The organism is Armatimonadota bacterium (assembly GCA_031432545.1).
GTDB lineage: Bacteria > Sysuimicrobiota > Sysuimicrobiia > Sysuimicrobiales > Sysuimicrobiaceae > Caldifonticola > Caldifonticola tengchongensis.
Genome location: JAVKGX010000015.1, coordinates 1 through 13,499 on the forward strand (window position 1 = coordinate 1; position 13,499 = coordinate 13,499).

At 63.0% G+C, this 13,499-nt stretch carries 13 protein-coding genes and 1 tRNA gene; 6 read left to right on the plus strand and 8 right to left on the minus strand.

Annotated features, from left to right (window positions below; all coding sequences use genetic code 11):
- On the minus strand, nt 1–674 hold a 674-nt coding region (locus tag QN163_10275; GenBank protein MDR5684390.1), incomplete at its 3' end, for an MBL fold metallo-hydrolase.
- Complete coding sequence (locus QN163_10280) at nt 671–1,900, minus strand: glycosyltransferase (protein ID MDR5684391.1); 1,230 nt, start codon at nt 1,898–1,900, stop codon at nt 671–673. The genes QN163_10275 and QN163_10280, both read right to left, overlap by 4 nt.
- Nucleotides 1,901–2,114: 214 nt before the next feature.
- On the opposite strand from QN163_10280, the gene QN163_10285 reads away from it, so the two are divergent.
- Nucleotides 2,115–2,189 (plus strand) — tRNA-Gly (locus tag QN163_10285).
- A gap of 149 nt (nt 2,190–2,338) precedes the next feature.
- Here the strand turns inward: QN163_10285 and QN163_10290 are convergent.
- The 5 genes from QN163_10290 to QN163_10310 form a co-directional block, all read right to left on the minus strand.
- Nucleotides 2,339–3,412 carry an ABC transporter ATP-binding protein gene (locus QN163_10290; GenBank protein MDR5684392.1) on the minus strand — a complete coding sequence of 358 codons (1,074 nt, stop codon included), beginning with the start codon at nt 3,410–3,412 and terminating at the stop codon, nt 2,339–2,341.
- Nucleotides 3,405–4,451 (minus strand): ABC transporter ATP-binding protein, encoded by a 1,047-nt coding sequence (locus tag QN163_10295; GenBank protein ID MDR5684393.1) that lies wholly within the window; start codon nt 4,449–4,451, stop codon nt 3,405–3,407. The genes QN163_10290 and QN163_10295 overlap by 8 nt, the downstream gene beginning before the upstream one ends.
- Nucleotides 4,452–4,474: 23 nt before the next feature.
- On the minus strand, nt 4,475–5,332 hold the full coding sequence (locus QN163_10300) for a carbohydrate ABC transporter permease (protein MDR5684394.1): 858 nt from the start codon (nt 5,330–5,332) through the stop codon (nt 4,475–4,477).
- Complete coding sequence (locus QN163_10305) at nt 5,329–6,234, minus strand: sugar ABC transporter permease (protein ID MDR5684395.1); 906 nt, start codon at nt 6,232–6,234, stop codon at nt 5,329–5,331. Before QN163_10305 ends, QN163_10300 begins: the two co-directional genes overlap by 4 nt.
- Before the next feature lie 256 nt (nt 6,235–6,490).
- Nucleotides 6,491–8,059, minus strand: a complete 1,569-nt coding sequence (locus QN163_10310; protein ID MDR5684396.1) for an extracellular solute-binding protein — start codon at nt 8,057–8,059, stop codon at nt 6,491–6,493.
- Nucleotides 8,060–8,193: 134 nt separating this feature from the next.
- Here QN163_10310 and QN163_10315 point away from each other — a divergent pair, with 134 nt between their 5' ends.
- From QN163_10315 to QN163_10335, 5 genes are all read left to right on the plus strand, one after another.
- Nucleotides 8,194–9,087, plus strand: coding sequence for an IclR family transcriptional regulator (locus tag QN163_10315; protein ID MDR5684397.1), 894 nt, complete (start codon nt 8,194–8,196; stop codon nt 9,085–9,087).
- 166 nt (nt 9,088–9,253) lie between these two features.
- Nucleotides 9,254–9,943, plus strand: a complete 690-nt coding sequence (locus tag QN163_10320; GenBank protein ID MDR5684398.1) for a fumarylacetoacetate hydrolase family protein — start codon at nt 9,254–9,256, stop codon at nt 9,941–9,943.
- A gap of 62 nt (nt 9,944–10,005) precedes the next feature.
- Nucleotides 10,006–10,941 carry a sugar kinase gene (locus QN163_10325; protein ID MDR5684399.1) on the plus strand — a complete coding sequence of 312 codons (936 nt, stop codon included), beginning with the start codon at nt 10,006–10,008 and terminating at the stop codon, nt 10,939–10,941.
- Nucleotides 10,942–10,950: 9 nt separating this feature from the next.
- Nucleotides 10,951–11,724: a glucose 1-dehydrogenase gene (locus QN163_10330; GenBank protein MDR5684400.1), complete on the plus strand. Its 774-nt coding sequence runs from the start codon at nt 10,951–10,953 to the stop codon at nt 11,722–11,724.
- The gene (locus QN163_10335; protein MDR5684401.1) at nt 11,718–12,890 is read left to right on the plus strand and encodes a Xaa-Pro peptidase family protein; all 1,173 of its coding nucleotides are present in this window, start codon (nt 11,718–11,720) and stop codon (nt 12,888–12,890) included. The genes QN163_10330 and QN163_10335 overlap by 7 nt, the downstream gene beginning before the upstream one ends.
- Before the next feature lie 438 nt (nt 12,891–13,328).
- Here QN163_10335 and QN163_10340 read toward each other — a convergent pair whose 3' ends face one another.
- A complete protein-coding gene (locus QN163_10340) occupies nt 13,329–13,487 on the minus strand; it encodes a hypothetical protein (GenBank protein ID MDR5684402.1) in 159 nt (52 codons plus the stop codon).
- Between the last annotated feature and the right edge of the window lie 12 nt (nt 13,488–13,499).

The following is a 13,499-nucleotide window of genomic DNA, read 5'->3' on the forward strand; positions in this document are numbered from 1 at the left end:
ACCACCCGCTGCGGCGACCCGGTGTGCAACCGCACCGCCGCCCGGGCGGCGGCGTCGTTGCTGAGGTGCCCCTGTCGGCTCAAGATGCGGTTTCGGACAAACCACGGGTAGGGACTCACCCCCATCAACCGCAGATCGTAGTTGGCCTCCAGCAAGACCACGTCCGCGCCCGCCGCACGCTCGACGAACACGTCTTCCACCGTACCCAGATCCGTCGCAATCGCCACGCGCACGCCGTAGGCGGACAAGACAAACCCCACCGGATCGGCAGCGTCGTGCGCCACCGGCACCGCCTCCACCGTCCACTCCCCGATACGGAACGCACGGGCGTTGTCGATTCGGTCGTGGGACGCCCCGGAGAGGAAAGCGCACGCCCGCAGCGTCTTCTCGTTTGCCAGCACCGGTGCCCCACTCAACCGTGCCACCGCACCGGCGCTCCGGGCGTGGTCGTCGTGCTCGTGCGTCAGCAAGATCGCCCCCAGCGAGCCCGCCTCTACCCTCGCCGACTGCAACCGGCGCACCGTAGCCTCCGCGGACAGTCCCGCGTCCACGAGCAACCGCGTCCGGCCGGCTTCCAGCAGGACGGAGTTGGCGGCACTGCCGGTGGCGAGCACGCACACCCGCACAGACCCGGCGGCGTTCACAGTGCCATTGTAAGGCGGATCGCCACTCATCCTCTCACCGGCGCCCGCGCCAGCCGCTCCAGCAGAGGGAGCAACTGCCGGTTCAGGATGGCGTCCCAGGTGAAGCGTTCCGCGACGCGCCGCCGCAGCCGGCTCGCATCGCTCCCGAGCAGACACGTCAGGATCTTCTCCGCGACCGTGCGCGGCTCGTCGCCGGGATCGAAGTACGTCAAGAACTCGCCCCCGACCTCGACCGCGGCCGGTATGCGCGTGCAGAACACGGGGGTCCGCAGCATCCCGGCCTCCGCCACCGGCATTCCGAACCCTTCCAGCGTACTCGTGATCAATACCGCGTCACAGAGCAGATACAGGTCTCCGATCACCCGCGGACCGCACCGGATCCCATGCTCGGCGAGGAAACAGACGTCGTCGTCGGCGCCCAGCCCTCGGCGAAGGGCCTGCAGGTCTGCGAGGTACTTCCTGTTGGTGGGATTGTGTACGCCGAGCGGCCCCGTGACGACGATAAGAGGGTCGGCTCCTCTCGCCCGCAGCGCCACCGCGATGTGGATTGCCATCTCGAGGTTCTTCCGCCGCGTGATCCGGATCGGCATCAGCAGAACCGGGAACCGTTCTCGTAAGGGCAGCATCTCGAGAATTCGAAGTGTCTGCGGTTGCAGCCCGTGGAGTGTTTCGACCGACGTACCCGTGTACACGACCGCCACCCCCTGGGCGGGAATCCCGAGGTGGCGGACGAGGAGATCCCGGACCGCTTCTGTGATCGCGACGTAGGTCACGTCGGCGCGTGCAGTCTTCAGCAGGTTCCAAGGATAGGCGTCGCGCATCCGGCCCGCGTCCTGCGGGTTTGCCCACGCCAGATCGTGCGTCCACGCCACCATGCGCACGCGCAACCCCCCGCTCAGAAGCTCGTGCAGTGCGGCCGTGAGGGGGAGGTTCTTGGCCAGCGTGAAGACGTTGTGGGCGAGGCAGATCCGGTTCTCGAGGTGCGGCGTGAGCAGGTCGGCGAGCCGATCCCGCAGCCGCTCGAACAGGGAGGGATCACCTTGGTGCAGCGAGGTGTGTGCCCTCTGGATTTCCGCATGGCGAGAGTAGATCAGGGGCAGGATCGCTGCCGGCAGGCGGCGGCCGCCCCCGCGCCCCGCGACGATCCGGACGTCGTAGCCGGCGCTTCGCAGCAACCGCGCGTGCGTTCCGACGACCGATTCCACGCCGCCGACGACCGGAGGCGCGGTGTAGTGCAGCAGGACGATCTCCGCCATCGAGTTAACTATTCCGGTTCGCCACCCGAGAATCCCGTTCACCGTCCCAGGTTCCCGCCCGCTGCCCGACGACCGTGCGGTTGTCCCCACTACCCACAGTATCCACACCCAGGTATCTGGAACCGGTACCAGGAACGCGTTCCAGGTAGAGGTACCAGGTACGGGCATGAGTTTGAAGGGGTTTCCGGGCTCCTGCTAGAATCGTAGGGTGCGGGCGGGTGTAGCTCAGGGGTAGAGCATCGGCTTCCCAAGCCGAGGGTCGCGGGTTCAAATCCCGTCGCCCGCTCCACGCGGTTCCCCGTAACGTATCCTGGACCCCTCGGGTAAACCTATCACGAAACCCGTCGCCTCTACGGGGCATCCGAACTCGGCTGGCCGCGGTGGAAGATCCTCACCGAGTAGAGCATACGTCCGTGCCAGTCAATCATCTTTACACGGCTAGTCCTCTGCGCCAACGAGCATGAACGGACCCACTGCTCGCGCGGGCGTGAGTCGGCCGGCTTGGTCATAAAAGCACACCCTGTCCGGATCGAGGGTAATCCCTACCGGCGCCCCTCGCTCCGCCTGAAACGCAGCGTCACCTAGGGCCTTCAGACGAATGCCACCCACGGTGACCTCCACGATCTTCCTCCGCCCTACTGGCTGGATCAGACCTACCGTCGCCGGCAGGCCAGCTCCCATACGAGCGTGTTCAGGTCGAATGCCGAGGGTTGCCTCTCCAGCGGCATCCGTGACAGCGACGGCCAGTTCCCCAGCGATTGCCCGCCGATCGCGGATACGACAGGGAATCAGGTTCATCGGCGGAGTCCCAGTGATGGTGGCTACGAACGTGGTGGCCGGGCGAAGGTAGATCTCATCAGGCGCGCCGATTTGATCTACCTGACCGTCGTGAAGCACCAGAATCCGATCGCCCAAAGCGAGGGCTTCCTCGTAATCGTGAGTGGCATAGATGGTCGTCTGTTGTGTCCGCCGCTGCAGTCGGCGTAACTCGGCGATCATCATCTCGCGCACCTTGGCGTCCAGGTTGCTGAGGGGTTGATCCAGCAGGAGGACTTTGGGCTCGCGGACGATAGCGCGGGCGATAGCGACGCGTTGCTGCTCCCCACCACTGTACGTGTGTGGCAACCTCATGAGAAGGTGGCGAATGTTCAGGAGGTCGGCGACATCATACACCCGGCGACGGATTTCCGCCGAAGCCACGCGCCGCATCCGTAGAGGATGTGCGATGTTGTCGAAGCCGGACATGTGCGGGTAGAGCGCCAGATCTTCAAAGACCATGGCCACGTCCCGCTGTCCCGGCCGAACCCCGCTCACCGGTTCGCCATCCAGGAAAATCTCTCCCTGATCGGGACGATCCAACCCGGCAATCAGTCGCAGCACGGTGGTCTTCCCCATACCGGGTGGGCCGAGAAGGCAAAAGAATTCCCCCGAAGTGACATCTAAACTCAGCCCCACAATCGCATTCACGTCTCCGTAGCGTTTGGCGACATGGCGCAGGGAGATCTCAGCCATAGAGGGCTTCTCCCGACTCAACATCAAACAGGTAGAGGGCGTCAGGTGGAAACTCCACATTTACAGCCTGGCCTTCGGCCACCCTGTAGTCACGTTGCGTCACAGCCAGCAGACGGTGCTCCCCAAACGTCATCTCCACCACTTGCTCGCCGCCGATGGGGCGGATCAGATCCACCCGTCCCACACCCTCTCCCCGCCCCAGAACCAAGTCCTCGGGGCGTATGCCCAGTAAATAGGCGCCTGGGCCACGGACAACCTGGACCCAGCGATCCGCCGGAATCACCAAGCCCCCTGCCACCAGCGTCGGCCGCCCCTCCCGTATGGTGAAGCGGCAGGGCAAGAAGTTCATCGTCGGAGAACCGACGAAGCTGGCAACAAAGCGATTGCGTGGTCGACGGTAGACTTCCTCTGGCGTTCCCACCTGCTCCACTCTGGCTCGCTGCATGACAATGACCTGGTCCCCCAGGGATAGGGCTTCTTCCTGATCATGAGTAACGTACACAGCCGTCTGCTGTAACTCCATCTGTAGTCGCCGTAGCTCCGTGCGCATCGTCTCCCGCAGGCCAGGCCGGATGTTGTTGAGCGGTTCATCCAGCAACAGTACCTTGGGCCGAGTCACCAGGGTGCGCCCAACAGCGACACGCTGCATGGTGCTGAGATCCAAACGAGCGACGGCCGCGCTAAGTAGGTCGCTCAGTTCCAGAAGGGCCGCGATGCGGCGCACCTCGTGGTCAACTACTGCTGCCGGCTGTCTGCGGACACGCAGGCCGAAGGCTAGGTTGTCGTAGACGGAAAGGTGCGTGAAAAGGGCGTAGTTCTGGAATACCATGCCCACGCCCCGAGCAGCCGGGGGTACTTCGTTCATCCGCACACCGTCGAAGCGCACTTCTCCTGCCGTCGGCGCCTCCAAACCTGCAATCATGCGCAAGATGGTTGTTTTCCCGCACCCAGATGGACCCAGAAGGCACACAAGCCTACCATGGGGAATCTCCAAAGAAACGCCGTCCACGGCCACGGTCTGCCCAAACTGCTTGCGCACCCCATCGAGTGTTATCGTGGCCATTACCTGACCAAACCGAACGTGAAACCGCGGACAAGGTGGCGCTGAATGACATACCCTGCGATGACCACCGGAAGGGAAGCGACGATCCCCAGGGCGGCCTGCGGCCCGTAGAAGCGCCCAACGGCTCCGGCGTAGTGACTGACCTGCACGGGCAACGTGATGGCATGCCGGCTGCTGAAGACCAACGCCAGAAGAAACTCTGTCCAGTTGAGGATAAAGACAAAGAGCGCAACGGCGGCGATGCCTCCCTTTACCAGCGGCAGGGTGATGGTAAACACCACACGCCAGCGGCTCGTCCCATCCAGAAGAGCCGCTTCCTCGATGTGGCGAGGCACACTGTCGATGAACCCTTTGAGCATCCACAAGGAAAAGGCTGTGGTGAAGCCCGTGTACATCAAAATCAGACCTATGCGGGTGTCGATCAGGCCCAGCATCCTGAAGTAGACAAGCAGTGGGACCGCGAAGGCCACTGGCGGAAACATGCGCGTGGTCAACACGGTCAGTGGTAGCAGCGGTCCGCCCACGCCGTAACGAGAAACACCATAGGCAGCGAAAAATCCAATGGTCACCGAAAGCACCGTCGCCAACGGAGCCACAATAAGGCTATTCACGAACGCCCGCGTCACCGGTTCCGCTGTCCGAGTCATCTCTGCAACGGGACCGATCGGGTTACCTACCTGGAAGAGAACCTGGTAGTTTGCCAGCGTGGGCGCTTCCGGAATCAACCGCGGCGGATATGCGACCCACTCGCGGGGCAGTTTGAAGGAAATGGACAGCGTCCAGGCCACAGGAAGCAGCACCAGCAGCGCCACCAGCGCTGCAGCCAGCCAGCGTGCGAGGTTGAAAAGCAGCCTCATGAGCGGATCTGCTGCCACTGCAGCGGCTGAGTAGCCAAACGCGTGAGAAGCACCACAATCATCAAGATGACAACAGCCATGGCGGCTGCGTAAGACAACTGACCGTACACGGCGCTGAGGAGGTAAATATACAGCGACACGCTTTCCGTAGCCGTACCCGGGCCGCCCCGTGTGATGATGAACACCAAGTCGAAGATCTTGAACGCCTCCAAGGCCCTGATGATGATGGCAATGAGAATAACAGGGCGTAGCAGGGGAAGGATGACCAGCCGAAAGATCTGCCAGGAGCTGGCGCCCAATGTCATCGCTGCTTCCTGGGGCTCCTTGGGCAGCGCCCCCAGACCGGAGTAGAGAATCAAAAACATGAACGGTGTCCACTGCCACACGTCTGCAAGGACGATTACACCCAGCGCCGACACAGGGGAGGCGTACCAGTCAATAGACACGCCGGGCCCGAATACGCGGCCGATGACATAGTTTACGGGCCCGCGCTCCAAGAACAGTAAGTAAAAGACCAGCCCGACCACCACCCAAGGAAGCATCATCGGGTAGAGGATGATGGACGTAAACAATCGCTTCCCGAAGAAGTCACGTCGGAAGAGTAAGGCCAGTCCCAGCCCCAGGAGAAACTCGAGCGACACGGCGGTCGCAACAATGGCTCCCGTCCGCAGCAAGGCCTCCAAGAAACGCCGGTCCTGGACGATCCGCGCGTAGTTGCCGAGTCCGATAAAAGGAGCCTCCCACCAGTCCACACCCATGATCGGCTGCCAGTTGACCACGCTGAGGTACAGCACGATTAAGGTGGGAATGATGAGGAGAAACCACAAGAGGAGTTGCAAGGGAGCGACGAGCGCGAGCCTGAACACCCGCTCCTCATTCGCTGTGGCAGCGAATGTCTTCATGTTCCTCCTTCGTGGGGCATACTGGAGATGCTCCCCCCGACGGATGCGGCTGAGCGCAGCCTTCGAATTGCCATGGCTGCCTCCAACCTGGTCCGCATCCACAATCCGACAGCCGCGAAAGCGTAAGCCAACCCGGCAAGCAGGGCGGACAATGAGCCGCGCCTACACCACCGAATGGCCACGACCAGCCAGCACTTCGCCTCACCCTGCCGAGGACGGAGTTGCTCCTCGATGAACTGCCGTTGTGAACATCGTGCTAGGACGGGAACCTCCCCAGCTTCTTCCACAACTCTCGAATCGGCGCGGGATACCCTTGTCGTTCGCTCCGCCAGGCTTCAATCTGACCCAGTCGTCCCAGGCGGTCCGTCGTCTTCTGCCATTCAGCCTCAGTATCCTTCAGCGCCTGCTCAGGAGTCTTTTTGCCAGCGAAGGCCTGTTGCAGATTGAGATTTAGCTTGTCGAGATATTCGTTGGCTCCACGGAGCGAGAGGTCAGGAAAAGCACTCTGCGCACTTTCCAGCAGGACCGGCAGGAGCTCGGCACCATAGGCCTTCCTCATTTGTTCCGCCTCGAACCATGGCTTGCGGAACGGGTCCAGGGTGCCCACACGCGCGATGGCATCAAGTCCCGTCTCAGGACCGGTAAACCACTGGACAAAGCAGTACGCCGCCTCCGGGTTCTTCCCGTAGCGAGAGATGCTGAAGCTCCAGCCAACCACGTGCGGAACAGCCCGGATGAGCTCACCGTCGTGCATGGTACCTGGCACGGCCATGGTACCCACCTTGCCGGCGATCCTGGAGTGAGCCGGATCCTCCGCGAACTTCCCCAATGACGGCCAAGCCCACGCAAAGAACACTGCGCCCTGAGGGAACCTTGAGTAGGCGACCGTCCAGTCGCCCGTCACCGCCTCCGGCAGCATGTGGTTGCGCACCAGGCGTACTTGTTCCTCCAGGGCGGTCACGCCTTCCTCAGTGGCAATCGTGGGGTCCATGTTGTCGTTGAAGTAGGCGCCACCCTTAGAGACAAACCGCGACGCCCATGCCGTGTAGGCAAAGTAGCGCTCCGCATACATGTGGGCCCCACGGACGCCTTGCTCGGGACGGTCGAAGAAGGCAACCCACTCGTCGAACTCCTTCCAGGTCTTGGGGACCTCCAACGGCCGCCCATACCTGTCCTGGAAGCGCTTCTGCTCCTCGGGATTGTCCATCAGGTCCTTGCGGTAGAAGGCGCAGAACGCATCGTTGTCCGCACCTACCGCGAAGCGCCGGCCCTTGTACGTGGTAGTGAACCGGTCGAGTGGAGGAACGTAGGCGCTCGGACCATGGTCAACCTCCGGGTCATAGCGGGCGTAGAAGTCTGTCAAATCCACTATCAGTCCGGCCTCTGCCATATCGGCAATCCAGTTGACGAAGGTGAGGAAGATATCGAAGTTCCCGGTGCGCACAACCGCTTCGTGCATGGCCTTCGTGTAAATGTCCGGCTCCGCCCCGACCTCAACGCTGACGAAGTTCAGTCCCGTGAGGCGATTCCACTCCTGCAGCGCGGGGACGATATTGTTGCGCTGCCCAGAATGATGCATAACGGCGAACGTCTCCCCCTCCTTGAGCCTCCCCGCGTCCTTGAGGGCCTTGATCCCGTTGAGAGCTCGCTCCTCGGGCGTGGCACCCGCGATACGGGCGTCGGTTTGTTGCGGTGCGGGTGCCTGTGGAGTGGGGAGGCGGCAGGCCGCCACCACAGACGAAGTAAGAACCAGCCCGCCAGCGGCGACCGCCGCCCGGATAGCCTCCCGGCGCGTCAACCTGAAGCCCTCCAGTTCGGTGCCCATGGACGCTCCTCCCTCCCATGGTGTCCTGTTATACGAAATAGTGTTTCTGATATCTACCAGATAGGGGGTTCGCATCCCAGTAGGCCAGATCCTGCTGGTGTCCCATTCTACGGGACTAAAAGGGAGGAGATACCATGAGGACGGCGAATACCGGATCCGAGGAAATCGGAGACGAGGTTCCGATGTACAAGACGAGCAACCGCTCTCGGTCCAATCCCTACGGCGTCCGGGCGGTGGAGCGAGCAATCGCCATCCTCCGGGCGTTTTCACCCGGTTCCCCGGAACTAGGGGTCACAGAACTGGCGCGCGCACTAGGTCTTCACAAGAGCACGGTGCACCGACTGCTGGCAACGCTGGAGCGGGGGGGCTTTCTCGTGCAGAACACCACCACGGGTCGGTACCGCCTGGGGTTGCCGCTCTTGGAACTGGGGAACCTGGTCGTCGCCAACATGGAACTGCGGCAGGTGGCTCGTCCGTGCTTGGAAGCCACCCACCGTGCTTGCGGGGAGACGGTTCACTTGGCCATTCTCGATGAGGGCGAAGTGGTCTATGTGGATAAGATCGAAACCACTCGGCCGGTGCGCATGTACTCCCAGGTCGGTCGGCGCGCCCCTGCACACTGTACCGGCTTGGGCAAAGTCCTCTTGGCCTCGCTACCGGCCAGCGCTCTCGATCAAGTCATCCAGCGGCGCGGGCTGCGGGCCTATACTACACGCACGCTGACCTCGGCAGACGCTCTACGCAACCACCTGGCGGTCGTCCGCAAGCGCGGCTACGCGGTGGACTGCGGTGAGCACGAGGAACTCGTACGTTGTGCTGCTGCTCCGGTCTTTGACCACACCGGCCACGTGGTGGCAGCGGTGAGCATCGCCGCGGTGGGGGTGGATGTGGACTCACCCCGCTTCAAGGAGTACATCACCCTAATCCGCAGATGCGCACGTTCCATCTCCGACGCGCTAGGTTATGGCCGCGCCACAGTCCTGACGGCGAGAGGCACGCATGCGGATCGGTTCGTTTCTGGCATCTGAAGGCCCCAGTTGGGGATTGGTCGAAGACGAACGAATCATTGACGCCCCCCGACTCTTGGCGGCTGCCGGCTACGCCCCAACCACAGATGTCCGCACATTCCTCGCAGGTGGTGGGACCGCGGAACAACTGGCGCTGGCCGTCCGCCGCGGGATCCCCAAGAACGCGGTGTATCCCCGCTCCGCGGTGCGTCTCCGTGCCCCCCTACCCAACCCATCCAAGATTGTGTGCATCGGGCTGAACTTTGAGGACTACCGCCAGCTTTTGGGACTGGAGTACCTGCCTGTGCCACAGCTCTTTCTCAAAGCACCGTCAGCAGTGGTGGGACCAGACGATCCAGTAGAGATCCCAGAGGGTTACGGCACGGTGTTTCACGAGTTCGAAGTCGGCGCGGTTATCGGCCGTCGGACGAAGGGGGCAACCGCCGCCCAAGCGGAAGAGGCGATCTTCGGCTACACCATCTTCAATGATCTGGTCCTGCACGACATTGAACTGCTGAGCCGTGAGTACCAGCAGTGGGCCAAGAACTGTGACACGTTTGCCCCAATGGGGCCGTGGATTACGACGGCCGAGGAGTTCCCTGTCCACGGCGCCCGTATGGTCCGACGTCGCAACGGCCGGGTGGAGGCCGAGTCCAGCACGAAGCGAATGCGCCGGCAGTTTCCCGAGTTGATCAGATTTGTCTCGACCTTCATGACCCTGGAGCCGGGCGATCTAGTGACGTCGGCTTCGCCGCCCGCCGGGCCCTTCGCTCCCGGGGATGTTATCGAGGTGGAAGTAGAGGGGATCGGCGTCCTGCGCAATCCCGTAGTATCGGGGTGCGTGGATCGACAGTACGCTCAAGCCCTGGGCTTGTGAGTGGGTGAGCCCCGCCATACCCGCCCAGGAAGCCGAACCGAGAGGACAGGGCCGTGCCTGATGTGGTTACCTTGGGCGAGACGATGTTGCGACTCTCTGCACCCCCTGGTGTGGCCTTGGAATCCGCTCCTTATTTGATGGTCCATGTGGCCGGCGCCGAATCCAACGTGGCGATCGCTCTGAGCCGGCTAAACACCAGCACAGGGTGGATCTCGCGGCTCGTGGACAACCCACTCGGTCGACGGATCCACAACGAAGTCCGCTCCCACGGCGTCGACGTCTCCCGGGTTCTCTGGACACGAGGGGAGAGGGTTGGCACTTACTTTGTGGAGCTCGGTCGCCCGCCGCGTTCGGGACGCGTGATCTACGATCGCACCGGGTCGGCGATGACGACCATCGATCCTGAAGAGGTGGACTGGACGTACGTCCGCAGCGCGCGTGTCGTGCACCTCACCGGCATTACGCCCGGGCTGAGTCCTTCCTGTCTCGAGTTGGTGATGCGGGCCCTGCAGGAGGCCAGAGCCGGAGGGGCCATCGTCTCGTTCGACGTGAACTACCGGACCCGGCTGTGGACCCCAGCCGACGCCGCAGCGATCCTCGCGCCTTTGGTGCGTCAGGTCGGGATCCTGATTTGCACGGCGGACGATGCCCGCCGCGTGTTTGAGATTGCCAGCGACGTGGCGGAGACGGCCCAGGCTCTACGAGACCGCTTCCAGGCAGACGTCACGGTGGTGACCAGCGGAGGTCGCTTTGCGGCTGCGGACGCCAGCCGGACCTATGAGCGTGAAGGTTATCTTGTGGATCCGCTGGACCGAATCGGTGCGGGAGACGCCTTCGCCGCCGGCTTCATCCATGGATTCCTCACCGATGGGGTGGAGCAGGGCCTGACCGTCGGAGCCGCGCTGGCGGCACTGAAGCACACATTTTACGGCGATACGGCCTGGGTATCCGCAGAGGACATCCAGACGCTCGTCACCGGAGAGGAGATGTGGCGGTAGGAGGCCGCGATGAGGGTCAAAGATCGGGTCGCGATTGTCACGGGTGGGGCGATGGGCATCGGAAAAGGGATTGCCACAGTGCTCACGCGTGAAGGGGCCAAGGTGGCGATAGTCGATATTGACCAAGAGGAAGGGGAGCGCACGGTCGCCGCCTTAATGCGCGACGGAGCGCAGGCAATCTTTTTGCGTGCCGACGTCGCCGATGAAGAGCAGGTGGCCGCTATGGTGAAGGCTACGGTGGAACACTTCGGCTCGTTGGCCATCCTAGTGAACAACGCAGCGATCGGCATCTACACTCCGGTGCACGAGACCACACTGGAAGCGTGGGAACGCTGCTTACGGGTCAACCTCACAGGTCCTTTCCTCTGCGCCAAGTACGCCCTGCCCCATCTGCGCAACGCCGGACGAGGGGCCATTGTGAACATCGCCTCTGTGCACGCCTATCAGAACGTGGGTGGCACCGCTCCGTACGCTGCCAGCAAGGGAGGTTTGGTCGCCCTGACCCGTGTCATGGCGATCGACTATGCGCGTGAGGGCATCCGGGTGAATACCGTTTGCCCCGGTTGGATCTACACACCGCTGATCGAGCGAATCTTCCGGGAGTCAGGCGACTTCGAGGGCATGAAGCGCGCCGTCACGCAGCGCCAGCTCCTGGGGCGCCTGGGGACACCCGAGGACATCGGATACGCCGTTCTCTACCTAGTAAGCGACGAGTCTGCCTTCGTCACGGGAACTTCGCTCTTTGTGGACGCCGGATTGACGGCGCAGCTGGAAACATGGTAGGGAACACTGCTTTGCGGGCGCGCCTCTCCACAGCGCAAGCGGCACTGGCCGCGGAGGGCTTGGGAGCACTCATCTGCCAGCAGCCGGAGAACTTAGTGATGCTGGCGGGATATTGGCCAGTGATTGGCCGGTCGGCCCTGCTGCTGCCCGCCGACAGCGAGCCCGTGCTTCTGGCCCCGGAGATGGAACGCGACGCGTTGGCACGGACGTTCATCAACGACGTCCGAACCTTTCCCGTGTGGAAGCTGGGCGATCCTTCACCCGAGGAGAGCTTGGCTCGCGGGCTACGCGATGTCATCGCTGCCCGGGGACTGAGCGGTTTAACCGTCGGTGTAGAGCAGGACCCGGACGAGGATCTGACCCCGACGCAGAAGGTGCTGGAGCCCTGGTATCCTGCACTGCCGACGGAGCGCCTCCTTTCCAGTTTGGGTATCAAGCCGGTCGATGCTTCGGCGCTGCTGCGGCGCTTGCGGGCGCGAAAGACCGCAGCAGAACTGCAGCGGTTGCGCGTCGCCAGCGAGATCGCAGCATTTGGAATTCGCGCCTTCTACAAGGCCGTAGATGATGGGCGCAGTGAGGCTGCCATAGCGGCCGAGGTGGAGCATACCATCCTCACCCGGGGCGTGGGATACAAGGGGACGCTATATGCTCGAGGACAAGCCCTCGTCTTCTCGGGGGCGGAGCGTCTGTTCCGGGTCGGCTGGGGCTTTGCCCCCCCTACTGAGCGGCGGCTGGCCCGCGGAGACTTCGTTATGCTCGAACTCTCCACGGTTGCCGACGGCTACTACTCCGACCTGACGCGGATGGCCACCGTCGGGCCGCCTTCAGCGCGCCAGCTAGAGCTCCTGGAGGCGGTGCGGGCGGCGCAGCAGGCCGCTCTCTCCGCAATTCGTCCGGGGGTCACAGGACACGTTGTCGACCGAGCCGCGCGCGGCGTTCTGGATGCGCGAGGACTGGGAAGCTCTTTTCTTCACATCACCGGGCATGGCCTGGGGTTTCGTTATCATGAGGCTGTGCCGTTGCTCGCACCGGGCGCCGACGACCCGCTGACTGAGGGAATGGTGACGAGTGTCGAACCGGGGGTGTACGCTCCGGAGTTCGGCGGCGTACGCATCGAGGACAATGTGGTCGTCACTGCGACCGGGGCGGAGTTGCTCTCGTCCTGAAGACCCCCTATCTCGAGTAGCCCACTTCGAAACCTCTCTGCGTTGCCCTTCGCATCCGAGACCTCACTGCTTTGCACCCGACACGGGCCCTGGAGACCGACCCGACACCCCTGAGAGCACGGTGTGGATCTCCGGTGGGGGCACGGGACAACGGGGGTCTTCGAGAGGTGCCGCTGGAATGGCCCAAATGAAGTCCACCAGCCCTCGACTCCACCATCTGGAAGGGACGCCCAGGCACCCTCGAGACAGCGCGTGACCAGACATCCGGACGGTCTGTGGCCGGAGATGCCCGCTGTTCGAAAGTAGGGAAGTTCACGACAGAGGACCCGACCGCGGTGATTCCGGCACTTTGCATCCAGGAGGCGTACGGGGGCTAGCCTACTGTTTCGTCGGCACGCACGAACATGCGGCACGCCCTGCACACTTGGACGAGTGAACCTAGGAATCCTCGGCCAGCGGCGGTGCGTCCTGCGGCTGCTCCCCATCCTGTTCGTCGGGCACTGGCTGTGTGGTCTCCGGCAGCCTCGGGTGCACCGTCACCGTGACTCGGCGGAACATCGGATGGTCTGGGTCGGGCTCCATGACTCGTGTCGGCACCATACCCCTCCG